This window comes from Corynebacterium sp. ES2775-CONJ (assembly GCF_024814515.1).
Taxonomy (GTDB): domain Bacteria; phylum Actinomycetota; class Actinomycetes; order Mycobacteriales; family Mycobacteriaceae; genus Corynebacterium.
In genome coordinates, this window is record NZ_JANUXT010000002.1 from 375,705 (window position 1) to 400,025 (window position 24,321).

Below are 24,321 nucleotides of genomic sequence, written 5' to 3' on the forward strand. Positions count from 1 at the left end.
GAAAATCTTAGGCTTTTCGACCACACTAGTATCTTATGAATAAGGGAAAGCTCGTCACGAGTATTGTCGTCGGAATCCTCGCACTCATTGTGGTGACCTTGGTGGTTGCTGAGGGTGGGATGCGTTGGTTTATCAAAGATCAATTGACGTCTTCCTTCGGCACCGCCAAGGAAGAGACCACCGTGGAACTAGGCTCCTCCCCTCTGCTCCTGGGTTTGGTGCGCGGCGGCATTCCCTATTTGGCAGTCTCTGCCCCCGATACCATCAGTATTAGTAGGATCTCAGGCGCAGCACCGGTCATTACTGGACAGCCCCGCATTAATCTTGAGATAACCGATATGCCGCTGAGCCAAGATCCCGATGCCACTATTGGGGCGCTTAAGATGCATACGGTTCTCAGCGATGATTTCGTCTTAGCGCAGATTCAAAAGGGTATGGCGGAGAACCAGCCGGAAGCTCCGGCAGATAGTGATGATATCGCGGCGCTAGCGCAGGAGTTCCTGCAGCAGATCATCACAGTGACGGGTTTTTCCTCCAATGCCACCGATAACACCTTTGATGTGCAGTTCACAGGCGGTGCTGCGGTGCTGACGTTTACACCGGTCGTTGTTGCAGGTAATTTAACCTTTGAGGCGACAAATGCACAATTATTGGGATTTGATCTCCCCGAAAACCTCACGAATGCCATTACCGAGGCCCTTGATCAAGGTATTGCTCAGGTGGCTGGTCCTCGGATGAAAGTGACCGAGGCTGTGATTACTCCCGAAGGATTGTCCCTTCGCCTCGCCGGTACAGACGTTCCCTTGAAGGATTTACAAGAGCAGGTACCAGCTTAAAGACACCAGCTCAGACATCCCCTCGCTATAATCGAGGGGATTTTTTCCTACTTAGTTCTTGTGCCCAACAGTGTTCCACTGCCGTCACATCCACGGGTGTCACTGCTGAGCACGGGATTTAAGCGAGTTGAGGGCGAGCCCTCGCCATCCCGCTTGGGCCTGCGCGACTGTGGGGCCTTCTTAAGAAGGGGCTGCAGACGATGTATCTAACCAGATCATCGCTTGCTCTGGCGATTGAGGGCCCATACTGATGGTGGGCAGATACTCGCTAAAGAGCTCATCGGTGAGCGCGTGTGATTGGGTGGTTCCAGATACCAAAGCATCAATTCCTGCTTGCTTGGCGTGATGTGCCATTGCTTTAAGATCCGCTGGATTAAGTAGTTCTGCTTCCACCATATACGCGATGGTGGTGGGGTGGGAGGCTGCTTCGCGGATCATAATCGCTTCCGTGAGGAAAGCATTGGGGTTTCTATGAACCAATCCCGGATCGGCTACCACTATAACGAGACGTGCACCAAGACTTACCGCCAGTCGGGCTTCGGCTGCCTTGACCAGCATATGGTGCTTGCCGCTGGGATAGGCAATAAGCGCGGCACTATCTGACCAAGAACTGTCGATCAATCCAGCGGGGGTGCAGATGGGCTCGCCGCTCGCGGGGATATCCGCAGCTACTATAAGCGGATCAAGATAGGTGGTATAGCGCTTCATCTACCAGTTGCCGGAAATAATATTTTTTATCTGCGGACGTACGTCAAACCAGTACAGGCCCGTCATCACAATACCGATCCACGAGAGGAAAGGCAGGCTCAGGGCCACCGCAAAACTGGAACCACCGAGGATAGCCGCCCAGATCATTTTGGGCTTGCGATCGGCGGCGGTAAAAGCGTCGTCACGCGTAAAGAGCACTTCGACCGCACCAATGAGTGCGCACAGCGCTAAAACCCAGTACACACCCGTAATGGCATAGGAAAGAAATAGTGAAATATATAGCACGCGAGCGCCCTCATTCTTGGCAAAAGAGACAGTCTATCCAAGCCCCAGCGTAGTGGATTCCACGGCCAAAGACCAAGCTCCTAGAAGAGTAGATAAGAAACTGTATAGATGGCGAGGCCCGCAAGAGCACCCACTAAGGTGCCATTGAGGCGGATATATTGCAGATCTTTACCCACCATCAATTCAATCTTTTCGCTCGCCTCGTCAGCATCCCAGCGCTCAATCGTTTCGGAGATGATACCGGTAACCTCGGTGGCATAATTATCGGCAAAGAATTCAGCAATAGACTCAAAACGGCGCTCCACACTGTCGCGGAGGGCCTCATCCGTAGCCAAGCGTTGCCCCCATGTCTGTGCAAGTTCTTCTAATTTCTGACGCAGCAAGGAGTCGGGATTAGAACACGCGGTGATGATCCCTTCGCGGGTATGCTGCCACATCAGCTGCGGGGCATTGTGAATCGGGGTGGAGGACAGGAACTGTTGCTTTAATTCTTCTACTTTCGCAATCAACGTGGGATCTGATTGCAGATCGCTAGCGAAGCGCTCAATAAAATCGCGGATCCCTTGGCGAGCCTCATGATCTTTATCTGCATTGACCGTCCCTGTCCATGTGATGAGCTCGCGGTATACCTTTTCGGCCACGAGATCCCCCACCAGCTCATTGACAAATCGCGGTGCCCATGAGGGGGCGCGTTCGTCTAGGAGTCGCGCGATCAGAGCTTCGCTCCCTAACGCCTTACGATGCAGCCAAGCCACCAATTGATCGACCAGGGGTTCACTGCGCCCTTCGTGGTGCAGTTGGCTGAGCACCCGGCCCAGAGGTGGTGCCCACTGCGGTTCGGCGAGCCGGTCGATGAGAGAGTTCTTGATCACCGACTCGGCATCACCTGGATCGAGCGCTGAGATTGCCTTGACAAGAAATTCCGAGATTTTAACTGAAACAGTGCGAGCATTTTTCTCCACACTCAGCCAACGCGCCAATTGCAGGGGCAGCTGCAAAGCCGCGACTTTCTCCGTAATCAGCGCGGCGTTGAGGAAATTATCGCCTATGAATTCACTTAAGGAACGCCCCACCTGGTCCTTCTTGCGACGAATAATGGCGGTGTGCGGGATCTTGAGCCCCAAGGGATAACGAAATAAGGCAGTGACAGCGAACCAGTCCGCTAAACCGCCAACCATTCCAGCCTCGGCGGCAGCGCGCACGAAGCCAACCCAGACGGTGCCTGGGTTGATAGCGGTGTCATACCATTGGCAGGCTAGGTAGATCAGCCCCGCGAGAATGAGTAAGCCTGTGGCTAGAGCTTTATGGCGACGTAAGTCGATGCGCCGTGTGGCCTCAGCTTCCATGCTGAAGGCCGGAACCCCGGAGAAGCTCATATCATCCCTTTGATTTTCTTGAGAGCTGTGATTGATTTCTTATAATAGCTGCCTGGCTAGGTCGAGAAAACTGATCACAGTCAGCAGGGTTATCAGGCTCGCTAGGATAGCGATAATGATCATGGGTTTATTCATATCGTGGTTGTCCTTTGCTGAAATGCCACGGGAGCCCACTGACAAACCGAAGTGGTTCGCCGGTGAGCTCCCGTAGTGGAGGTGCCCCTAGCAATAACTGCTAGGCGTGCTAGGCTACTCGCCCAGTCTCTTGACGATACTGCCGATTGAAGCGACGCCCGTGGTAGATCAAGCCGAAGCCGATAACCATCATGCTAACGGCCAAGATGGCACCGATCAGCATAAAGAAAGAAGCATTGTCCTGGGTGCCGTAAATCTTCGTCGCAAAACCGAAGATTAAGGTTCCAAAACCTGCCACCGAGGCGAGGACGAATCCCATACCGACCCAGGTGCTGGTACGCAGCAATGCCGAGTGGGGTGCGGCATAGCTAACTGGCTCGTAACCCTCGATATAATGCATGCGGCTAGATTCTTCGCCATTGAATACAGGGTACTCAGTGGTGTTATTCGCAGCGGACATAATCTGCCTTTCTCTCACGTTCGTCTTCGATCGCCCCACAGCAGGGTGTTATTCTCCAAGCTTAGCAAGCACGCGAGGAGGTTGACCACTACTGCGGGGGTAGGGATCTTTAGGCTTCTTTATTACTAAAGAAGGCGCGAGCGCGTTCTTTGTTAATAGCGGCTACGGCAGTCAGTGGGATTCCTGCTGGGCAGACATCCGCGCATTCTCCGTAGAGCGAGCAGTGGCCGAAGTTGGTTTCTAGCTCATCGACCATCTTGCGGGCACGACGACCGCGCTCTTCCTTGCCCATCGGCATCAGGGCCAGGTGTACCAGCTTGGCGCCGGTGAACAGGTGCGCTGCACCGTTCGGGCAGGCTGCTACGCAGGCACCGCAACCAATGCAGGCAGCATGGTCGAGGGCGAGCTCTGCCGTCTGGTGGTTCATGTGGAGGGTATCAGCGTCAGGGGCCGTACCGGAGTTTACCGAGACGTAGCCGCCCTCTTGCATAACGCGATCCAGGGCGGAGCGATCGACGATCATATCCTTGACCACAGGGAAAGCAGCGGAGCGGAATGGTTCAATCTTCAAAGTGGTGCCATCGGCGACATTGATCAGACGCTGTTGGCATGCGGGTTTATTTTGCTCCAAGCCATGAGGGCGACCATTGACCAGGAGGCCGCAGGTACCACAGATACCTTCGCGACAGTCGGAAGCGAACATGAAGGGCTCTTCACCGCGTTCGATTCGCTCAGAGTTCACGTGGTCGAGCAGCTCCAGGATCGACATCTGCGCAACTGCGTCTTCAACAGTGACAGACTCGAAGTGCCCCTCCGCGGTCGGTCCGGCTTGGCGCCAGATTTCTAGATGCAGTTTCATTACTTGTAATTCCTTGTCATCAGAGGGATCGCTTCGAATTCGAGTGGTTCAGCGTGGCGGATGAATTCACCTTCGTGTTCACCCGGAGCCCATGCCGAAACGAAGCACCAATTCTCATCGTCGCGCTCAGCTTCACCCTCAGGCGAGAGGTGATCGTCACGGAAGTGAGCACCGCAGGACTCATCGCGGTCGAGAGCATCGACGCACATAAGTTCACCGAGATCGATATAGTCGGCGACGCGGGCTGCATATTCCAGCACCTGGTTGAGTTCATCAGCGCGACCGGTGACGTGCATATTGGCCCAGAATTCGCGACGCAGTGCGCGGATATCTTCGATGCCCTTCTTGAGACCATCGATTTCACGTGCCACACCGCAATAGCGGTAGAGAATAGCACCGAGCTTGCGGTGATAATACTCAGGGCCGTGAGGATCGTTACCCTTAATATTCATGAGGCGATGGATACGGTCAGCGGCTCGCTGAACAGCAGCTTGAGCCTCTGGGGCATCTGCTGGAAGTCGCTCTTCACCGAGGTGATGGGCGAGGAAATTCGGAACAGTAAACGGAAGGGTGAACCACCCGTCAACGGAAGCCGAGAGTAGAGAGTTTGCACCCAAACGGTTAGCGCCGTGATAGGTCCACGAGCACTCGCCAGCGGCGAAGAGACCCTCGATGGAGGTCATTTCGTTGTAATCGGTCCACAAACCGCCCATGGTGAAGTGGCAGGTTGGAGCGATACGCATAGGTGAGGTGAAGGGATCTTCACCAATGGTCTCTTCGTACATTTGGAAGAGGTTGGAGTAGCGCTCGCGCACTGTATCGGCCCCGAGACGCTCAATCGCATCGCGGAAGTCGAGGTAGGCGGAGTTATGCAGCGGTCCAACACCCAGGCCCTTATTGATCTGCTGCGAAATAGCACGGGAAGCCACGTCGCGGGGAACCAGGTTGCCGAAGGCAGGGTAGCGACGCTCGAGGAAGTAATCTCGCTCGTCCTCTGGGATGGTATTAGGATCGCGATCATCTTTTTCTACCAAAGGTGACCACACGCGGCCATCGTTACGCAAGGACTCCGACATCAGAATGGTCTTGGACTGCCATTCCGAGTTAACGGGCAAACCAGTGGGGTGGAACTGAATGAACGATGGCGATGCGAGATAGGCACCGGCCTCGTAGGCGCGCATGATGGCACCAGCATTCGAGTTAATGGCCAGGGTAGACATATGGTAAACGTTGCCGTAGCCACCAGTGGCAAGAATAACTGCGTGACCGGTATAAGGAACCAGATCGCCGGTGAGGATATTGCGCATCACCAAGCCTTCGCAGCGCTTCTGGCCGTCTTTTTCAGTAACGATCAGATCGACCATCTCGTTGTGAGTGAAGATCTCCACCGATCCGAGATGAATCTGGCGCTGCAAGGAAGAAGCGGTGGACAGCTGCAGCTGCTGACCTGTTTGTCCACGGGTGTAGTAAGTACGGGAGACCTGCACACCACCGAAGGAGCGGGTGGCGAGGGCGCCGCCGTATTCGCGAGCGAAGGGGGCACCAATAGCATTCATATGGTCGATCACGCGGACGGACTCATATGCTAGGCGCCAACAGTCGGACTCACGACACCGGTAGTCACCACCCTTGACGGTATCTTTAACGTGGCGGTAAGCGCCGTCGTTATCGACCTTCTTACCGCGAGCGGAGTTCACACCACCCTGCGCAGCAATCGAGTGCGCACGGCGAGGGGCGTCATGGTAGGTGAAGACCTGCACCTCGTAGCCGAGCTCACCGAGAGCTGCGGCTGCGGCACCGCCAGAGAGTCCGGTACCAACGACGAGGATACGGAATTTACGACGGTTCAGTGGCGAGACCAGCTCCATATGGTCCTTGTGGTACTGCCACATCTCACGGGTGGAAACCCCTTTAGGCTCGTGAGATTCCAAAATGGTACCAGGGCGAACGCCTGGCACGATGGATTCGGGGTGACGGAACTCCGGGCGAGTTACGGTTTCAGAGTTAATGCTCATATGATTTACCTTTTCGTCCTTCTTAGTTCGCGCCGATGAGGCCCAAAGCAATGGATAGCGGAATGGAAATATTACCCACCATCACAGCTGCGGGAACGATATACGACAGGGCCAAGACCACAGCGCGAGTGCGCTTGCCAGTAACACCCAGATCGGAAATTGCCAGCCAAATGCCGTGGCTTAGGTGCAGGAATAGGGTCACCATAGCAATAACGTAGAAAATCGTTACTGGCCAGCGCGAGAAGCTTGCAACCATATTGGCGTAGATCTCACCATGGACGAATACGTCACTACTTGCAGGCTCTACACCAGCGGTGAGGTCAAGGATATGGAAGACAATGAACGCCAAGAGCACGATGCCGGTCACCAGCATGGTGCGGGTGGTGAAGGAGTTCATGCCGCCCATGAGGTTGGTGCGGCGGAATTTGCCGCGGGACTGATTCGAGCGCCTGGTGAGTTCGAAAGCGCCGTAGACATGCAGAATCAGAGCGAGTAGCAAGACACCGCGGAAGATCCACACGAACCAGCCGTGAGGAACCAGCGGATAGAGAATTTCTTTTTGTAGCCAATGCCCGTAAACATCGATGGGGTGGCTTCCGTCTTCGTAGAAAGGCAGGAAGATCTTAAGGTTTCCCACCATGTGGAAAACAACGAAACCTGCGAAAATAAGGCCGGTAATGGCCATAGTTAGTTTTAGCGCCCAGGTTGGGAACTTTGGCCGCTCACGCAGCGGCTTTTCGGTAATTTTACCGTGCGCGAGTGCATCACGGTCAACATTATTAATAGTCATGGCACCTCCAGTGTCACCTCCACTTTATTAGGCGTGACCACAGTTTTACCACTCGCACAGCGTGGAGGTGATTCACCTCACATAGCTAAAAATAGCCTCTCACCTGCAAATTAGGATAGCCTGACCTGTCGCTCACTTCGGGTAGAGCCCCTCGAGCTGGCTTTATAAGAAAGCCACACCCTTAAAATGCTCTTATTGAAAAGCGGTGCATACTGCTTCGACCGATAGATGTCCACCCGTTTGGATTCAATCAAAGGACGGATCTTTTTGTAAGCGTCAAAATGACATTGCGTCACTCAGGCACCAAAGCCCTGTTCGAGTACACATAAAGGGGCGCAATCCTGTGAGATCGCGCCCCTTTATCTAAGAGAACCTTTAAAGGTTAATCATGTGACCCATAGTTCCCTCACAGGCTTCTTTCATCGCCTCCGAAAGGGTGGGGTGCGTATGCACATTGCGCCCGATTTCTTCCGCCGTAAGGTCGAAGCGCTGAGCTAAGGTCAGCTCCGGCAACAGCTCCGAGACATTAGCGCCAACCATATGCGCTCCAAGGAGTTCACCGAATTCACCATCGGCGATGACCTTAACGAAACCAGCCGATTCCGCCAGACCTTGGGCCTTACCATTGGCACTAAAGGGGAAGGTTGCTACCTTGATCTCCCGGTCAGAGAATTTCTCCTTCGCCTGCTCTTCGGTATAACCGAATGAGGCGACCTGGGGGTTGCAGAATGTTGCCCGTGGCATCATCATATAATCACCCAGCTCTTGGGTTGGAGCCCCTGCAATGGTTTCAGCTGCCACCACACCTTGTGCTTCAGCAACGTGAGCCAATTGTAATTTCGCGGTCACATCGCCAATGGCATAAATACCCTTAATATTCGTACGCATGCGCTCGTCAACGGCAATAGCACCACGATCGGTTAATTTCACGCCAGTCTTCTCTAAACCGAAGCCTTCGGTGCGCGGGGCGAAACCAATAGAGACCATGCATCGATCGGCTTTAATGGTATCGGAGGAAGAACCATCTTTAGATTCCACGGACACTTCTACGCCATGGTCCCCGCCGAGATCTTTGATCGCGGTGGTCTTATGTCCGGTAAGGAGCTTGACACCTAGCTTCTTATATTGCTTGGCAATCTCCTTAGACACGTCCTGATCCTCATTAGGCAGAACGCGGTCCATAAATTCCACGATGGTGACATCGACACCATAGTTGGCCAGTACATAAGCGAATTCCATGCCGATAGCACCGGCACCCACAATCACAATGGACTTGAGCTGATCGGCACTTAAGATCTGTTCTTCATAAGAGACAATATTTCCGCCTAGTTCCACCCCAGGCAAGGAACGGACCACGGAGCCCGTGGCTATAATACAGTCATCGAATGTGAGGGTTTCGCCCGCTGCTTTACCCTCAGTAATACGGATGGTTGTGGCATCTTCAAAAGAGCCCAAGCCGTCGATCTCGTCGATCTTGTTCTTCTTCATGAGATAATGCACGCCCTTGACAATGCCTGCAGAAACCTTGCGGGAGCGCGCGTGAGCCACTTGGAAATCAAAGCTAACGTCACCTTCGATACCAAAGGTTTTCTTCTCATGATTGAAGATATGGGCCACTTCAGCATTCTTTAGCAGCGCTTTGGATGGAATACAGCCAACATTGAGGCAGACCCCGCCCCAATACTGCTTCTCCACCACAGCGACTTTCTTGCCGAGCTGAGCTGCGCGGATGGCGGCCACATAGCCACCAGGGCCAGCGCCGAGAACTACTACGTCATAATGTTTAGTCACGCCCACAAGGATACGGAAAATTCCGCTGAATGTCGCCTTTTATGCGGGGAAAATGTTTGACCTCCTCACCTAAAGGGGGTAAAGGCTTTCGAGCGAGACTGGATCTTTGAGGCGCCTAAAGCCTACTAGGGATTAGATGAGACCCAAGATGAGCGCTAGTTCACTCGATGCGGAGGAACCGAAGTGAAGGACGGCTCCGAGGGCGGCGTTGATCTGGACGATAATTTGCTCAATAACATTAATGGGCATGGTGTTCCTTGCCTACTCGAGGGATCATATATTTAAAAAACAATAGCCGATGAGGGCTCACAGTTCTCAACTAGTACCAGCGCTCAAGCGGCCTTCAGCGTTACATCAACAGCTTTGCCCGCGCCTATATAAGCACTTATAAGTGCTTATAAATGCTTATATCAAGGTATCAGCGCTTATACCTATACCTGCTATCGCCCATCTACACATGTTATTCACTCGAGTATCATAAGCAACTCTAGTAACATTACTGGTGATACTGTTGAGCACTGATGGCGCAACCATTAGCGCAGAAATATCGTCTATTCGCCACGTCTCAGCTAACGTTTGAAGCGCTGACAACGATGATATGAGAAGTAAGCACAAATACGCTCCCAAAGGATCACTATGAAGTACACGTACCGACGTCTTAGCGCAACACTTTTCGCCCTCGGACTCTTAGGCGCTAGTCCTGCCGTGGCCGGCACCATAACCCCAGCGCAGCTCGCCGCCAACGCGGCAACCTCGCAGATCACGGTGGGAACGAATACCAATGAGAACCCGCGCTGGCGGAGTGTCGTTGACGGCGATCGCGTGGTTGAGATGTGGGCAACCTCTCCAGCTATGGATAATCGCTCGATCCCGGTAGTCGTTATCAAAGCCAGTCAGCCCGCACGCCCCACCCTCTACCTACTCAATGGTGGCGACGGTGGAGAGGGACGCGCCAACTGGCTCATGCAAACGGATGCTATCGACTTCTACAAAGAAAAAGATATCAACGTCGTCATCCCCATGGCCGGACGCTTCTCTTATTATTCCGACTGGGTACAGGACGTTCCCCATCTCGGTGGCAAGCAGCGCTGGGAAACCTTCCTCACCAAAGAGCTGCCTGGCCCTATCGAGAACCTCTTAGGCGCAAATGGCAAACGCGCTATTGCCGGAATGTCGATGTCTGCAACATCTGCGCTTCTCTTAGCTGAACACAATCCGGGATTCTATGACGCTGTAGGCGCCTTCTCTGGCTGCTACGCGTCCTCGAAACCTGCACCCACTGGATTTATTGCACTGACTCTCCAACGTGGCCAAGCCACTATCGAGCAAATGTGGGGTCCATGGGGCAACCCCACCTGGATCTATAATGATGCCGTGATTAATGCTGAAGGATTACGCAATTCCGAGGTTTACGTTTCCAACGGATCCGGACTCGCCGGCGCCTGGGATATGCCCACTGGCCCACGTCTGATTGGCCAAGATCCCTTAATCCAGTCCGTCGGTGCCGCTACCACCATTATCGAAGGTGGCGTGATCGAGGCAGCCACCAATGCCTGCACCCACGATCTCAAATCTAAGATGGACAGCTTGAACATCCCCGCGGACTTCAATTTCCGCCCCACCGGCACCCACTCGTGGGGTTATTGGCAAGATGACCTGCGCAACTCTTGGGTAACCTTCGAGCGCGCCTTCAATTCTTAAAAGCTCGAACCGACCATTCGACCCCAGCCCCTGTAGTGAGAAGGGGGCTGGGGTCGAATTTTTCTATCCGTTTGATTGCCGCCCTCCGTCGCGTTGGGTAGCCTGACACTAGCTCTTTACTCGCTCGTCAGAAGGCCCATATCACCTATGAATTCTGTTTCTCCCGCTCACCCACTACCGAATATAAGCACCCAGGAGCTCGAACCTATCGACTCTCCCGAGGCTTTAAGCTGGGTAGCAACTCTGAATGGGCGGGCAGCGAAAGAGGTTGACAAAAAGCTCGCCCGTCGCATCTTAGAAGCCTATGACAATACTGATCGCATCGCATACGTCACCCGCCGCGGTGACTTCCTCTACAATTTCTGGCGCGATTCTCACCATCCCCGCGGCATTTGGCGACGCACCACGCTAGAGAGCTACCGCGACGCTCATACTCAATGGGAAATACTCATAGACGTCGATGCCCTGGCCCACGAGGATGGGGAAAACTGGGTATGGAAGGGCGTGGTCATACGCCGTGAAGCAGACGTGGCTTTAGTCAGCCTCTCTCGTGGCGGCGCCGATGCTGCTTGCGTGCGCGAATTTGATCTTTGCACGCAGAGTTTTGTAAAAAATGGCTTTGTCCTCGATGAGGCTCGCTCCTATCTCTCGTGGATCGACAGCGATAGCTTGCTGGTCAGCACTGATTTCGGACCGGGCTCGCTGACCATATCTGGCTACCCTCGACAGATTCGAGTGTGGCGCCGCGGAGAGGATATCAGCGCTGCCCAAGAACTGTACTCTGGAGAACAATCCGACCTGCTGGTGATGGGGTGGGCCGACCCAACGCCAGGATTTGAGCGGGTTTTTGTTCGCCGCCAAATCGATTTTTATACCTCTACAACCTTTGTCCACACCCCCTCTGGGCTGGAGCCCGTTCCGGTGCCGGGCGATGCCAGCATGAATGTGCGCGAAAATTTCCTCTTTGTGGTTCCCCGCACCGATTTCTGCACCATTCCCGCAGGCGGACTCGGGGTGATCGACTTCGAAGAATTCATGGCGGGTAACCGAGAATTCCATGTGCTTTTTAGCCCCGATGAGCACACGAGTCTGCAGAGCCTCCATTTCTCCCGCTACAAGGCCTATATCACCATCATGCGAGATGTCAGCAGCTCGATTATTGAGATTGATTTGCGCAGCTTTGCCCAGCGCACCTTAGATCTTCCGCAGCTGACAACCGCACGAATAATCTCAGCCGATGAATACGGCGATGAAGTATGGCTGAGCTGTTCCAGCTTTAGCCAACCCGACACCTTATACCGCCAAGGTGCCTCCCTTTTAGAAAAAATTGCCCAGGCCCCCACCTTCTTCGATGCCACGAAAATCGAGACCCGGCAACACTGGGCACGAAGCGCTGATGGTACTCAGATCCCCTACTTCATTGTTGGCGTCTTTGATCAACCGCAACCCAAGCCCACTCTGGTCTATGCCTATGGGGGCTTCGAAGTCTCCCTTACCCCAGCCTATAGCGGGGCACGGGGCATCGGCTGGCTGGAAGATGGCTATTACTTCGTGCAACCCAATTTACGCGGGGGCGGCGAATTTGGCCCTGGGTGGCATAACCAGGCAACAAAGGAGAACCGCTACAAAGTCTACGAAGATCATCAGGCAATCCTCGATGACCTCGTTGACCGCGGTTATAGCCGACCCGAGACCACATTCGTGCGCGGCGGTAGCAATGGAGGCCTATTAAGCGCGGTCGCGCTTACCCACTACCCCGAAAAAATCGGCGGTGCGGTCATACAGGTTCCACTGACCGATATGCTGCGCTATCACACCCTCCTTGCCGGTGCCTCCTGGATGGCAGAATATGGCGATCCTGATAATCCTGAGGAACGCCCCTATCTCCAGGCATACTCACCACTAGAGAACGTGGTTCCGAAATCCGACCAGATCTATCCCCCGGCGCTGGTAACAACCTCCACCCGCGACGACCGCGTCCACCCCGCCCATGCTCGTCTCTTCAGCCACGCCCTCATTCAGGCTGGCCAGGACCTTACCTATTACGAAAACACCGAAGGTGGTCACGCAGGTGCCGCCGATAATGCCCAATCGGCTTTTATGGAGGCACTTGTATACAGCTGGATGAAGAAGAGGCTGCGCGCGGTACGATAAATACTATGAAAATGCTCGTCACTGGCGGCGCCGGTTTTATTGGAAGCAACTATATCCGGCGCACGCTCTCGACTCACCCCCACTACGAGATCACCTGTCTCGATTCCTTCACCTACGCAGGCAACCCCGCTAACCTTGAGGGCCTAGATATCACCACCGTTATAGGAGATATCACCAATACTGAGCTTGTCGACGAGCTTGTTAAAACCCACGATATCGTGGTTCACTTTGCCGCCGAATCCCACAATGACAACTCTTTAGCCGATCCGTGGCCCTTTATTCACACCAATATTATTGGCACCTATACACTCCTAGAAGCCGTCCGCCGCCACCAGACCCGCTATCACCATATCTCCACCGACGAAGTCTTCGGCGACCTAGACCTGCACGACCCGGCGCGTTTTCACGAGCACACCGCTTATAGGCCATCCTCTCCTTATTCCGCGAGTAAAGCCTCAAGCGATCACCTGGTGCAGGCCTGGATCCGCAGCTTCGGCATAGCCGCGACCTTGTCCAATTGCTCCAATAATTACGGCCCCTATCAGCACATAGAGAAATTTATCCCCCGCCAGATCACCAATATTCTCATAGGCCAACCTGCGAAACTCTATGGTTCAGGCACTCAAGTGCGTGATTGGATCCACGTCGATGATCATAATGACGCCGTCAATATGATTATTGATCGTGGCACGATCGGAGAAAGCTACGTTATTGGCGCCGATAACGACCACGTGAATAATAAGCAGGTCATTGAACTGATCTGCGAACTCATGGGTACGGGCAGTTATGAGCATGTCGCCGACCGCCCGGGGCATGATATGCGCTACGCGATTGATTCCACCAAATTGCGCTCCGAACTAGGCTGGGCACCACGCTTTACCGATACCGACACCGGCATGCGCGCAGGCCTGTTGGACACTATTGACTGGTACACCACCCACCGCAGTTGGTGGGAAGGAGATAAAGAGCGTGTCGAGGCCACCTATGCGCGCAAAGGACACTCATGAATATCACCCTCACGCCTATTAAAGATCTAGCCATCATCCACCTCGACCTCCACGGTGATAACCGTGGCTGGTTCAAGGAGAATTGGCAGCGCGAAAAATTTCAGAACCTCGATCTCGCACCGCTGGCTTTAAAATATTTCCGACCCGTCCAACACAATATCTCCTTTAACCAGCGCCCGGGAGTGACCCGCGGCATGCACGCCGAACCGTGGAATAAGCTCATCTCCCTCGCCGCCGGTGAGGTCGAGGGGGCGTGGATCGACCTGCGCGCCGATTCCCCTACCTTCAAAACCCAATTCCACTGCCGCCTAAGCCCCGGCGAAGCTGTCTTCGTACCGCGCGGAGTAGCCAATGGATTTCAGGCCCTCACGGCAACCAGCTATAGCTACCTCGTTGATGCCCACTGGTCTCCCACGGCCCACTACAGTTTTACCAACCTCGACGAAATTTCTTGGCCTCTTCCTGTTACCGAAATCTCCGAAAAAGATCGCCACCACCCACCGCTAGATGAGGCGCTACCGGTACCGAATAAGAAGGTTCTTGTCACTGGCGCTGACGGCCAGGTAGCCACGGCCCTGCGTCGTATCCTCCCCGATGCGCACTACCTCACGCGGGCAGAATTCGATATTGAGAGGCCGGCTGCTTCTGGCATCGACTTCACCAAATATTCCACGATTATTAATACGGCTGCCTATACTAACGTTGACGCTTGCGAAACCGACCGCAGAAAAGCGTGGTCTACTAACGCACAGGCAGTGGGGGCACTAGCTGATATTACCCGTGACTATGACCTGTGCCTGGTTCATATTTCCTCTGATTATGTCTTCGACGGCGACACAGCGCATCCTTATACCGAGATGGATATTCCGTCGCCGCTTAATGTCTACGGTCACAGCAAAGCGGCTGGGGATATCGCTGCGGCCCGAAACCCCAAGCACTATATTATCCGCACGTCTTGGGTAGTTGGCGACGGCAAAAATTTCATGACCACCATGGCCACCCTTGCTCGCACAGGGATTAATCCACAGGTTGTGGGCGACCAATTTGGGCGCTTAACATTTGCCAATGAAATCGCTTCGGGTATCGTGCACCTCCTTCATACTCAGGCTCCCTATGGCACCTATAACCTCAGCAATTCCGGGCCGGTGGTGAGCTGGTACGAGATTGCTCAACGAGTATTTTCTCGCTCCGGTCACGATCCCTCACGGGTGAGCCGCTGTACCAGCGCTGAATATCAGGCGGTGGCTCCGAGGCCACAGTATTCTGTATTAGATCTAGCGAAGATTGAGGCCACGGGCTTTTATCCACGCGATTGGCAACTCGCATTCGAGGAGATGATCTAAATGAAGGGCATCATTCTTGCCGGCGGCTCAGGTACCCGCCTCTACCCCATTACCCAAGGCATTTCGAAACAATTGATGCCCATCTATAACAAGCCTATGATCTACTACCCACTCTCAACACTGATGAGTTCGGGCATGAAAGAGATCCTCGTTATTACGACTCCTTTCGATATCGAGCACTTTCGTCGCCTCTTAGGCGACGGCAGCCACCTCGGAATCAGCATTAGCTATGCTATCCAGGATCAACCGCGGGGGCTCGCGGATGCTTTTCGCATTGGCGCTGACTTTATCGGAAACGATGATGTTGCATTAGTGCTCGGTGATAATATTTTCCACGGCTCCCAGCTGACTGAGCGCCTCTCAAGCATCAGCTCAGTTAATGGCGGAATAGTCTTCGCCTATGAGGTCAGAGATCCCCAGCGCTATGGAGTGGTGACCTTTGATGATCAAGGGCGCGCCACCTCCATTGAGGAGAAACCCGCCGCGCCGCAGTCGAATTTCGCAGTGGTAGGTCTCTACTATTACGACAACCGGGTGGTGGAGATTGCGCAGTCCATCACCCCTTCGCAGCGCGGCGAATTAGAAATTACCGCGATTAACCAGGCCTATTTACAGGCTGGTCATCTTAACGTGGTCAAATTGGCTCGAGGTGACGTATGGCTCGATACTGGCACCTTCGATTCCCTGAGCGAAGCTAGCTCCTATGTTGAGGTTTTGGAAAAACGCACAGGGATTGTCATCGGATCCCCCGAAGCCACTGCTTACCATCAGGGCTTCATTAGTGCCGAGGAATTAAAGCATCTAGCGCAGCGTCGATACGCGAAATCAGGTTATGGCGCCCTCCTGCTTAATACGTTGAAATAACAGACGCTGATAAACTTGGACAAACCCTAACAGAGAAAGATTCATCCATGGCAACACCTATTCATCCGCCCGCGAAGCAATCGGCTTTCGCCAGCGTATCTCCGGCGATCTGGGCGCTTGTTATTACCCTCATCGCCGTCGCCGGTCTCGCCGGCTATGCCTTAGGCTATAACAAAGGTAGTAGCGAACCTGCCATAGCTCCAGCTGAGACGATCAGCACCACAGCTGCGGCCCCGACGAGCGTCGACCCCAATCCCGCAACTGAGGCTGCTCCTGCTGGTGCTGAGGCTACTCCTGGCAGCCAGGCTATTGCCCCCAATACGGATAGTGCTACTATCGACGCCACCATGTACGGACCTGGGGCTGAAGTGAAACGCGCTGAGGATATCATGAATGTCCACCGCCGCAATCCAGCCGATCCCTTTGCTATTGGAGCCCTCGACGCACCCGTAGTCATCAGCGAATTCTCCGATCTTGAGTGCCCCTTCTGTGCGCGCCACGCTAATGAGACCCATCCTAAAATTATGCAGGAGTATGTGAATAAGGGATTGGTGCGTATTGAGTGGAATGACTTCCCTATTAATGGTGATCACTCGATCGCAGCCGCTAAAGCTGCTCGCGCTGCTGCGGCTCAGGGTAAATTCCATGAATTCTTAGCCGCCCTGTTCACTGCCTCGCAATCTGTCCCGGGTCACCCCCACAACACCATAGAGAATTTTATGGATTTCGCACGTCAAGCAGGAGTGCCCGATTTAGATAAATTCAAGCAAGAAGCGATGGACGCAACCTTCGACGAGGCTGTTGACCAGGCCCGCAGCTATGGGGCTTCTTTGGGAATCACGGGCACCCCAGGATTTGTTATTGGTGGGCAGTTCGTCAACGGCGCTCAACCATTTGAAATTTTCAAACAAGTTATCGACGCCGAGCTAGAAAAGGCTAAGAATTAAACGATCGTGATTGATTTTGGATTACTGGGCGCCTTCCTCGGAGGCGTCCTTGCCTTACTCAGCCCCTGTTCAGCACTTTTACTCCCAGCATTTTTCGCCTATGCATTTAGCGCGCCTGCACAGCTTTTAAGCCGCACAGGGGTATTTTTCCTCGGATTGCTGGCAGTTCTCGTCCCCTTAGGAGCGGGGGCCGGAACCCTCGGGAGCTTTCTGAACACCTACCGTCACGAGCTCATTGTCTACGGGGGCGTCCTCATTTGCATCATGGGAGTAATTAGCTTCTTTGGAGGAGGATTTCGACTAGGTCCTCGAGCTGCAGTCACAGGACGTGGGTATCCAGCGACGTTTTTCCTCGGAGCCATCTACGGCTTCTCGGGGTTCTGCGCCGGCCCTCTCTTAGGTGCTGTGCTCACCACAGCCGTGGTGGGTGGTAGCGCCCTCTACGGAGCGCTCATCCTTGCCGTCTATGCTCTTGGAATGACCGTTCCCCTCATATGTTTAGCGCTAGTATGGGAGCGTTTTGATATGAGTTCACGATCGTGGTTGCGCGGCCGGACGCTGATATGTGGTCCTCTTCGCCTGAATACAATGTCGATGCTTTCCGGGCTTCTCTTTATAGGCATTGGACTGCTCTTCATCTTCAGCAAAGGCACAACGCATCTTCCGTCCGCAATAAGCATTGATACTCAAGCTGAGATTCAAGGATGGATTGTTGTCAACCTTGGTCCCATCTCGGATGTCCTCGTCCTTCTCGGGTGTGCGCTCCTGGTAGCCTTAGGACTGATCATTTATATTCTGAAAAAATCTCCCGCCACGAGCACCAGCGAGCGTGAGAAGTAGAAAAGGAGACATTCCCTTGGGGAAAGTCTCCTTTTTGATGTCCTAATTAGGCAATCAAGGCCAGACCCGCGACAGCCGCACGCTAGCGAAACTCATATTCTCACCAGTCACCTAGCGCGTGCGCTGAATCTTAGGATGTGGGGGAAAACCTAAGTCACCGGGTATATATGGACCTGCCGCATCACTACCGAGGCACGCTGAGGTACCACCAGTTGTGAGCGAGGCGGGGCAGTGCACGGTGCACAATTTTCTCGGTTTTGCCGAATGCGGCAAAACCAATGATAGGAAGCGGGCGATTATTTCCGTGCGGCACACCATAACCATTGCACACAATCGATAGTCTCCGCACTGTAGTCCTATTCATTCTGAACTTAACGGTTTACCCATGACGGGATCGAGCTCTACGGACACTCACAATGTGCTCATTGATCAGTAGAGATTAGTTAATGCGCTTCCATCGCCTCGATTACTGTGGGGGATAACACTGAGCTGACCATTGGATTCCAAGATAACGGCGAATATTTGGTCGAAGCCACCATACCCCGCTTGGCGAATCGCCTGTTCAACTCCGGCAACGCTCAAACGGTGAGTATGGATAACATCGAGTAGCGGCTCACCGTCTCGGACAAGAAGTGCAGGTGGAGAGGTGACAATGCGCCGGATCCTAGAGTTATTGGAGCTTGCTCGTGCAACTACAAACTGCAGGCACGCCAAGAGGCCAAGGGCGAGCAGTCCTTCAGAATATGTCACATCCGTACTGAGAATAATGCTCGCAACAGTCGAGCCGAGAGCCACTGTAATAATAAAGTCAAAAGCATTGAGCTGCGCGAGGGTTCGCTTACCACTCATGCGCAATATGGCAACGATGGTGAAATAGGTCAGCACACCAATAACAAGAATACGAATCAGAGAAAACCAAGAATCAAAGAACATACTCAGCAGTATGGCATATATGCTCAGGGCTATTTATTCGGGTAATAAAAAGGGCGGAGTGTGCGTGCACCCCGCCCTTTCGGTGAAAATCTCTAGATCATCATCTTCCGACGTTCAAGTAGAGCATTTTCTTCCCTTCGAATGAAAAGGAAGATGATGAAGATCAGAACGGCGAAACCGAGGAAGACCATGAAGGTCACGTCCCAGCCAGCGTATTCCACGAGGTAGCCGACACCAGTAGACGCTAAGGTAGCGCCGAGAAGATAACCAAATAAACCGGTAAAACCTGCGGCGGTCCCGGCGACATTAGCAGGTGATAGATCTAGAGCCTGGAGACCAATGAGGCCTACGGGACCATAGATGAATCCACCGATGAGGGCGACAAATAGCACCATGACCAAAAATGGGGTGCCGACAGGCATGAGCCAATAGCCCGCAATAGATAGGCCAGCACCCGTGGTGAAGAGCAGGATCGAAGCACTGCGATTACCATTGAAAATTTTATCGGACGTCCAACCACACAGAATCGTGCCTATAAATCCGGCGATTTCGAAAGCCCCAAAGCTAATCAATCCGCTGGTGATCGACATATTGTGCACTTCGGAGAGATAGGTAGTCACCCAGTTAAGAACGCCGTAGCGCAAGGCATAAACGAAGACATTACCGATGGCGAGCAGCAGGATGATCTTATTGGTCAAGATATGCTTGAATACCAGTTCACGGGTGGAAATTCCCAACCCATTATTGGTGTCTTCGGCGACTTTAGGCGGGTCATTGCGGTACTCATCAATTGGCGGCAAGCCCACAGCGGTAGGATTATCCCTGATGAGCACAAAGGAGATAACTGCGACGACAAGCGCCACAACAGCGGGTACCCAGAATGCTGCACGCCAGTTTTGCTCAGTAAGGTGCAAACCAAAAGCGACGAGGAAGGGCAGGGCGCCAGCGCCGAGATTATGGGAGGTATTCCACAATGAGCCTTTCCAGCCGCGTTCGTTAGTACTAAACCACTGAACTACAACGCGCCCACACGGAGGATAGCCCATACCCTGGAACCATCCATTGATGAACATAACGGTGGCAAAGATACCCACACTGGCCGAAACCCACGGCACAAAGGCGACGATGAGGTTCATAATGGCCGACAGGCCCAGACCCAACGGAAGGAAGTATCGCGCATTGGAGCGGTCGGAAACCATAGCGCTGAAGAATTTGGATAACCCGTAGCTGATCAATACAGCGTTGGCGATAATGCCGACAGCGGGCTTATCGATGACGCCATTTTCATCAAGAAGCAACGGCGCGATAGTCGAAATATTGTTGCGGATAAGATAAAAGCCTGCATACCCGAGGAAGATTCCCATGAAAACTTGGAATCGGAGGCGGGGATATTTACGGTCGATTTCTGCTTGAGGCAACCGTGGTGCAGCTGGCGGGGTGTGTAGCCATGTCAGCACTGAAATGCTCCTTTACTAGATTGTAGGAGGCGCATTTATTGCAAAATACGTCAGCTTGCGATGAATTAGATATCGCCAAAAAGCCGCACATATTATATGAATAATATTAATGAAAACCTAATAAAAACATGAGTAAAGCCTACGATGTGACTAAAGTCCCCCTCCCACAGGGGCGCTAGCATCCACACACGGACTTCACAATGCGATTCACTGCATAAATCTGGATTAACCCGGATATATCTCCCCATGTATGTGATCAGGTTCGCCTCACACCGACATATCCAAGTCTCTCCCACATTCAGGGAACCGATTGCGCTTATTCGCAGTCCAACGGTTTACATACAGCTACTCTCGCGAAATTCAACGACCGAAGGACTCTAGCTATGAAATTCTTGCCAGTTGGAATACTAGGCGGCTGCCTTACCCTTCTCACCGCATGTACGAACGATGCCCCACAGCTCAACGCCGATTCCACCAACCCGTCCAAGTTGAACGTGGCGACAGCTCCCGCCACTGCACCCGTCACGCAACCGATTACCATAGACCGCTCCGACCCTAGGGGCGAAGACTACCACGAAGCTTTCAGCCATTTTGATCCCAACCTCGTCCTCCATGATTTCTGCGACCGCTTCACCCCCGAGGAACTGGTCAGCATCGGACTACAAGAAGACGAAAGCTCCGAGACAGAGCGGAGCCCTGATGGGTTTTTATCGAGCTGCGACTATAAGCCCTATCCACAAGACCCCAACGTCCTCTATGCGGTCGCGACAAACTTCACACAGCACAACTTATACCACCAACTTAACCGTCTTTTGCTCTTCGAATTCGAAGAACAGGACCCCCGCATCTACTTTCAATCACCCCAAAAAAATGGTGAGTCGAGTGAACTCTTCAATTGCACCGCTGCAACGAGCACCTCGGGAGGCACAGTAAACCTCACAACGAAAGTTTCCAAAAACGCCACTAACCCACATGCGTACTTCAACGATAGTGCCACCACCTGCAAACATTCACACGACAAACTTATCGAGCTGATCAACCTCAGCGGAATAAGGTGGCCGCAACCTGTCATGCAGCCAGTCAATATAGACCCCAACGATCCTGCGTCTGAAGGCTACCAGGAAGCATACGACTATTCAGACCCCAATCTTGTCCCTTATGATTTCTGCGACCGCTTTACTCCCGAAGAATTCGCCAGTATCGGACTACAAAAAGATGAGACTTTTGAAACTAGCAAGTCGCCGAAGACGAAACTCACGGTCTGCCAATTCAAGCCCTTCCCTGAAAACCCAGATATCGTTCACCTCATCGCAACCGACGGAGTACCGTACAAAAAAAATCGCTCAGCTGGCCTTATTCTCGACTTCGAGTTCGAGGGGCGTCACCCCCGCATCTACTTCTTTGCATATTTACCCAATGGGGAGACGGACGAAAATTTTGATTGTAGCGCTGCTACAAGCACTACCAGCGGCACATTATCCTTCTCGACACTTGTCTACAAAGATTTATTGGACCCTAGTACACCCCTAAGAGATCTCGCCAGTACTTGCAAATATTCACACGACAAACTCATCGAGCTGATCAACCTCAGCGGAATACAGTGGCCATAGCCTCTCCACCACAGCAAGCTATACCCAATCGCACTCACGATCACAGAAACGCCGAGCATTGATGAACAAACTCCTCACCCTCCTCAGCACCACAGCACTCCTTAGTTCTAGCGCGTGCACACCAAATCCACCAGGTCCTGATAGGACCGAAACAGTAACAGTGTCTCGCACCACCGCACCCCAAACCCCCGAGACTACTGCCCCCACCACGGCCCCCACCGTGCAGCCGGTCGATGTGGACCCCGACGACCCTAAATTCGAAGGCTACCAAGAAGCATACGACCGCTCAGATCGTGACCTTGTTGTCCATGATTTCTGCGACCGCTTCACCACCGAAGAACTCGCTGGCATCGGGCTACGCGCCCACGACAGCTCAGAAACCGAAAGAGACGCTCAATTCAAAGAATCGGTCTGTTCCTTCGATCCCATCCCTGAATACCCAGGCGTCGAATACCAAGTCATGACGGGCCTCCTGTCATACGAGACGCAGCGCAATCTGGGCCAACTCTTGAACTTCGATTTCGAAGGGCGTCACCCCCGCATCTACTTCTACTCCAGCTTAACCAATGCTAAAGCAGGCTTCTTCCTCGGTTGCACTGCAGCAACGAGCACCACTAACGGCACTATAAACTTTTCCACCGAAGCGTTCAGCGACGAACTTATCCCTGATGCGCGCTTCAACGATGCCGCTAGCACCTGCCAACACTCACACGACAAACTCATCGAGCTGATCAACCTCAGCGGAGTCCCATGGCCATGATCACCTTCAACCCCACCGCCACAGCAAGCTATACCCAATCGCACTCACGATCACAGAAACGCCGAGCATTGATGAACAAACTCCTCACCTTCCTCAGCACCACAGCACTCCTTAGTGCTAGCGCGTGCACACCAGATTCTTCTGGGCCAAACGAACCAAAGGAAACTGAAACGGCAACGGTGTCTCGCACTGCAGCTAACACCGCACCCCAAGCACCCCAAACCCCCGAGACTACCGCCCCCACCATGCAGCCAGTCGATGTGGACCCTGACGACCCCAGATTCGAGGGTTACCAAGAAGCATACGACCGCTCAGATCGTGACCTTGTTGTCCATGATTTCTGCGATCACTTTAACTCCGAAGAACTCGCTGGCATCGGGCTGCGCGCCCACGACAGCTCAGAAACCGAAAGAGACGCTCAATTCAAAGAATCGGTCTGTTCCTTCGATCCCATCCCTGAATACCCAGGCGTCGAATACCAAGTCATGACGGGCCTCCTGTCATACGAGACGCAGCGCAATCTGGGCCAACTCTTGAACTTCGATTTCGAAGGGCGTCACCCCCGCATCTACTTCTACTCAAACTTAACCAATGGTAAAGCAGGCTTCTACATCAGTTGCACTGCAGCAACGAGTACGACTAACGGCACTATAAACTTTTCCACCGAAGCGTTCAGCGACGAACTTATCCCTGATGCGCGCTTCAACGATGCCGCTAGCACCTGTCAACACTCACACGACAAACTCATCGAGCTGATCAACCTCAGCGGAGTCCCATGGCCATGATCACCTTCAACCCCACCGCCACAGCAAGCTAAATCCAATCGCACTCACGATCACAGAAACGCCGACCCTGATGAACAAACTACTCACCCTCCTCAGCACCACAGCACTCCTTAGCGCTAGCGCGTGCACACCAGATTCTTCTGGGCCAAACGAACCAAAGGAAACTGAAACGGCAACGGTGTCTCGCACTGCAGCTAACACCGCACCCGAGACTACTGCCCCCACCGTGCAGCCAGTCGATGTGGACCCTGATGACCCCAGATTCGAGGGTTACCAAGAAGCATACGACCGCTCAGATCGTGACCTTGTTGTTCATGATTTCTGCGACCGCTTCACCCTCGAAGAACTCGCTGGCATCGGGCTGCGCGCCCACGACAGCTCAGAAACCGAAAGAGACTCTCAATTCAAAGAATCGGTCTGTTCCTTCGATCCCATCCCTGAATACCGAAGCGTCGAATACCAAGTCATGACGGGCCTCCTGTCATACGAGACGCAGCGCAGTTTGGGAACTCTTTTAGACTTCGATTTCGAGGGGCGCCACCCCCGCATCTACTTCTACTCAAACTTAACCAATGGTAAAGCAGGCTTCTACATCAGGTGCACTGCCGCAACGAGTACGACTAACGGCACTATAAACTTTTCCACCCGAGCGTTTAGCGACGAAC

Annotated in this window: 23 protein-coding genes; 12 read left to right on the plus strand and 11 right to left on the minus strand. The window is 53.3% G+C overall.

Annotated features, from left to right (window positions below; translation table 11 throughout):
• Positions 1-35: 35 nt before the first annotated feature.
• A complete protein-coding gene (locus NXT01_RS03925; protein ID WP_259077646.1) occupies positions 36-836 on the plus strand; it encodes an LmeA family phospholipid-binding protein in 801 nt (266 codons plus the stop codon).
• Positions 837-1,016: 180 nt separating this feature from the next.
• Here NXT01_RS03925 and NXT01_RS03930 read toward each other — a convergent pair whose 3' ends face one another.
• The 8 genes from NXT01_RS03930 to lpdA all read right to left on the minus strand — a co-directional run bounded on the left by NXT01_RS03930 (position 1,017) and on the right by lpdA (position 9,255).
• A complete protein-coding gene (locus NXT01_RS03930) occupies positions 1,017-1,544 on the minus strand; it encodes a hypothetical protein (protein ID WP_259077647.1) in 528 nt (175 codons plus the stop codon).
• Entirely contained in the window at positions 1,545-1,829 is a 285-nt protein-coding gene (locus tag NXT01_RS03935; protein WP_259077650.1) for a DUF2516 family protein, read from the minus strand. It lies immediately after the preceding gene.
• Between the two features lie 80 nt (positions 1,830-1,909).
• The gene (locus NXT01_RS03940; protein WP_259077652.1) at positions 1,910-3,205 is read right to left on the minus strand and encodes a DUF445 domain-containing protein; all 1,296 of its coding nucleotides are present in this window, start codon (positions 3,203-3,205) and stop codon (positions 1,910-1,912) included.
• A gap of 244 nt (positions 3,206-3,449) precedes the next feature.
• Positions 3,450-3,800: a hypothetical protein gene (locus NXT01_RS03945; RefSeq protein ID WP_259077655.1), complete on the minus strand. Its 351-nt coding sequence runs from the start codon at positions 3,798-3,800 to the stop codon at positions 3,450-3,452.
• A 109-nt stretch (positions 3,801-3,909) separates the two neighbouring features.
• Positions 3,910-4,659: a succinate dehydrogenase/fumarate reductase iron-sulfur subunit gene (locus NXT01_RS03950; RefSeq protein WP_259077657.1), complete on the minus strand. Its 750-nt coding sequence runs from the start codon at positions 4,657-4,659 to the stop codon at positions 3,910-3,912.
• The gene (locus NXT01_RS03955) at positions 4,659-6,674 is read right to left on the minus strand and encodes a fumarate reductase/succinate dehydrogenase flavoprotein subunit (RefSeq protein WP_259077660.1); all 2,016 of its coding nucleotides are present in this window, start codon (positions 6,672-6,674) and stop codon (positions 4,659-4,661) included. The genes NXT01_RS03950 and NXT01_RS03955 overlap by 1 nt, the downstream gene beginning before the upstream one ends.
• A 22-nt stretch (positions 6,675-6,696) precedes the next feature.
• Positions 6,697-7,464, minus strand: a complete 768-nt coding sequence (locus NXT01_RS03960; RefSeq protein WP_259077664.1) for a succinate dehydrogenase cytochrome b subunit — start codon at positions 7,462-7,464, stop codon at positions 6,697-6,699.
• A gap of 375 nt (positions 7,465-7,839) precedes the next feature.
• Complete coding sequence (gene lpdA / locus NXT01_RS03965) at positions 7,840-9,255, minus strand: dihydrolipoyl dehydrogenase (RefSeq protein ID WP_259077675.1); 1,416 nt, start codon at positions 9,253-9,255, stop codon at positions 7,840-7,842.
• Positions 9,256-9,891: 636 nt separating this feature from the next.
• On the opposite strand from lpdA, the gene NXT01_RS03970 reads away from it, so the two are divergent.
• From NXT01_RS03970 to NXT01_RS04000, 7 genes are all read left to right on the plus strand, one after another.
• A complete protein-coding gene (locus NXT01_RS03970; protein WP_259077677.1) occupies positions 9,892-10,956 on the plus strand; it encodes an alpha/beta hydrolase family protein in 1,065 nt (354 codons plus the stop codon).
• A gap of 147 nt (positions 10,957-11,103) precedes the next feature.
• Positions 11,104-13,110 (plus strand): prolyl oligopeptidase family protein, encoded by a 2,007-nt coding sequence (locus tag NXT01_RS03975; protein WP_259077680.1) that lies wholly within the window; start codon positions 11,104-11,106, stop codon positions 13,108-13,110.
• An 11-nt stretch (positions 13,111-13,121) separates the two neighbouring features.
• Positions 13,122-14,117 (plus strand): dTDP-glucose 4,6-dehydratase, encoded by a 996-nt coding sequence (gene rfbB, locus NXT01_RS03980; RefSeq protein WP_259077815.1) that lies wholly within the window; start codon positions 13,122-13,124, stop codon positions 14,115-14,117.
• Positions 14,114-15,460 carry a dTDP-4-dehydrorhamnose reductase gene (gene rfbD / locus NXT01_RS03985; RefSeq protein WP_259077683.1) on the plus strand — a complete coding sequence of 449 codons (1,347 nt, stop codon included), beginning with the start codon at positions 14,114-14,116 and terminating at the stop codon, positions 15,458-15,460. Before rfbB ends, rfbD begins: the two co-directional genes overlap by 4 nt.
• Positions 15,461-16,324 carry a glucose-1-phosphate thymidylyltransferase RfbA gene (rfbA, locus tag NXT01_RS03990; RefSeq protein WP_259077692.1) on the plus strand — a complete coding sequence of 288 codons (864 nt, stop codon included), beginning with the start codon at positions 15,461-15,463 and terminating at the stop codon, positions 16,322-16,324. It abuts the gene before it with no gap.
• 47 nt (positions 16,325-16,371) lie between these two features.
• Positions 16,372-17,271, plus strand: coding sequence for a thioredoxin domain-containing protein (locus NXT01_RS03995; protein ID WP_259077694.1), 900 nt, complete (start codon positions 16,372-16,374; stop codon positions 17,269-17,271).
• Between the two features lie 6 nt (positions 17,272-17,277).
• Positions 17,278-18,111, plus strand: coding sequence for a cytochrome c biogenesis CcdA family protein (locus NXT01_RS04000; protein ID WP_259077697.1), 834 nt, complete (start codon positions 17,278-17,280; stop codon positions 18,109-18,111).
• Between the two features lie 184 nt (positions 18,112-18,295).
• On the opposite strand, the gene NXT01_RS04005 is transcribed toward NXT01_RS04000, so the two are convergent.
• The 3 genes from NXT01_RS04005 to NXT01_RS04015 all read right to left on the minus strand — a co-directional run bounded on the left by NXT01_RS04005 (position 18,296) and on the right by NXT01_RS04015 (position 20,501).
• Complete coding sequence (locus NXT01_RS04005; RefSeq protein ID WP_259077700.1) at positions 18,296-18,475, minus strand: hypothetical protein; 180 nt, start codon at positions 18,473-18,475, stop codon at positions 18,296-18,298.
• 65 nt (positions 18,476-18,540) lie between these two features.
• Entirely contained in the window at positions 18,541-19,044 is a 504-nt protein-coding gene (locus NXT01_RS04010; RefSeq protein WP_259077701.1) for a DUF421 domain-containing protein, read from the minus strand.
• Between the two features lie 92 nt (positions 19,045-19,136).
• Positions 19,137-20,501 carry an MFS transporter gene (locus NXT01_RS04015; RefSeq protein WP_259077702.1) on the minus strand — a complete coding sequence of 455 codons (1,365 nt, stop codon included), beginning with the start codon at positions 20,499-20,501 and terminating at the stop codon, positions 19,137-19,139.
• 383 nt (positions 20,502-20,884) lie between these two features.
• On the opposite strand from NXT01_RS04015, the gene NXT01_RS04020 reads away from it, so the two are divergent.
• From NXT01_RS04020 to NXT01_RS04035, 4 genes are all read left to right on the plus strand, one after another.
• On the plus strand, positions 20,885-22,111 hold the full coding sequence (locus NXT01_RS04020) for a hypothetical protein (protein WP_259077703.1): 1,227 nt from the start codon (positions 20,885-20,887) through the stop codon (positions 22,109-22,111).
• Positions 22,112-22,172: 61 nt separating this feature from the next.
• A complete protein-coding gene (locus tag NXT01_RS04025) occupies positions 22,173-22,871 on the plus strand; it encodes a hypothetical protein (protein WP_259077705.1) in 699 nt (232 codons plus the stop codon).
• Positions 22,862-23,656, plus strand: a complete 795-nt coding sequence (locus tag NXT01_RS04030) for a hypothetical protein (protein WP_259077708.1) — start codon at positions 22,862-22,864, stop codon at positions 23,654-23,656. The genes NXT01_RS04025 and NXT01_RS04030 overlap by 10 nt, the downstream gene beginning before the upstream one ends.
• A 70-nt stretch (positions 23,657-23,726) precedes the next feature.
• On the plus strand, positions 23,727-24,321 hold a 595-nt coding region (locus NXT01_RS04035; RefSeq protein WP_259077711.1), incomplete at its 3' end, for a hypothetical protein.

What these genes read in the sequence shown, in the direction of transcription:
- NXT01_RS03930 (WP_259077647.1), bottom strand. Translation starts at nt 1,544, where the DNA reads ATGAAGCGCTATACCACCTATCTTGATCCGCTTATAGTAGCTGCGGAT.
- NXT01_RS04025 (WP_259077705.1), top strand. Translation starts at nt 22,173, where the DNA reads ATGAACAAACTCCTCACCCTCCTCAGCACCACAGCACTCCTTAGTTCT.
- NXT01_RS04020 (WP_259077703.1), top strand. Translation starts at nt 20,885, where the DNA reads ATGAAATTCTTGCCAGTTGGAATACTAGGCGGCTGCCTTACCCTTCTC.
- NXT01_RS03995 (WP_259077694.1), top strand. Translation starts at nt 16,372, where the DNA reads ATGGCAACACCTATTCATCCGCCCGCGAAGCAATCGGCTTTCGCCAGC.
- rfbD (WP_259077683.1), top strand. Translation starts at nt 14,114, where the DNA reads ATGAATATCACCCTCACGCCTATTAAAGATCTAGCCATCATCCACCTC.
- NXT01_RS04005 (WP_259077700.1), bottom strand. Translation starts at nt 18,475, where the DNA reads ATGAATAGGACTACAGTGCGGAGACTATCGATTGTGTGCAATGGTTAT.
- NXT01_RS03945 (WP_259077655.1), bottom strand. Translation starts at nt 3,800, where the DNA reads ATGTCCGCTGCGAATAACACCACTGAGTACCCTGTATTCAATGGCGAA.
- rfbB (WP_259077815.1), top strand. Translation starts at nt 13,122, where the DNA reads ATGCTCGTCACTGGCGGCGCCGGTTTTATTGGAAGCAACTATATCCGG.
- NXT01_RS03940 (WP_259077652.1), bottom strand. Translation starts at nt 3,205, where the DNA reads ATGAGCTTCTCCGGGGTTCCGGCCTTCAGCATGGAAGCTGAGGCCACA.
- NXT01_RS03975 (WP_259077680.1), top strand. Translation starts at nt 11,104, where the DNA reads ATGAATTCTGTTTCTCCCGCTCACCCACTACCGAATATAAGCACCCAG.
- NXT01_RS03950 (WP_259077657.1), bottom strand. Translation starts at nt 4,659, where the DNA reads ATGAAACTGCATCTAGAAATCTGGCGCCAAGCCGGACCGACCGCGGAG.
- rfbA (WP_259077692.1), top strand. Translation starts at nt 15,461, where the DNA reads ATGAAGGGCATCATTCTTGCCGGCGGCTCAGGTACCCGCCTCTACCCC.
- NXT01_RS03955 (WP_259077660.1), bottom strand. Translation starts at nt 6,674, where the DNA reads ATGAGCATTAACTCTGAAACCGTAACTCGCCCGGAGTTCCGTCACCCC.
- NXT01_RS04030 (WP_259077708.1), top strand. Translation starts at nt 22,862, where the DNA reads ATGGCCATGATCACCTTCAACCCCACCGCCACAGCAAGCTATACCCAA.
- NXT01_RS04010 (WP_259077701.1), bottom strand. Translation starts at nt 19,044, where the DNA reads ATGTTCTTTGATTCTTGGTTTTCTCTGATTCGTATTCTTGTTATTGGT.
- NXT01_RS03960 (WP_259077664.1), bottom strand. Translation starts at nt 7,464, where the DNA reads ATGACTATTAATAATGTTGACCGTGATGCACTCGCGCACGGTAAAATT.
- NXT01_RS03925 (WP_259077646.1), top strand. Translation starts at nt 36, where the DNA reads ATGAATAAGGGAAAGCTCGTCACGAGTATTGTCGTCGGAATCCTCGCA.
- NXT01_RS03970 (WP_259077677.1), top strand. Translation starts at nt 9,892, where the DNA reads ATGAAGTACACGTACCGACGTCTTAGCGCAACACTTTTCGCCCTCGGA.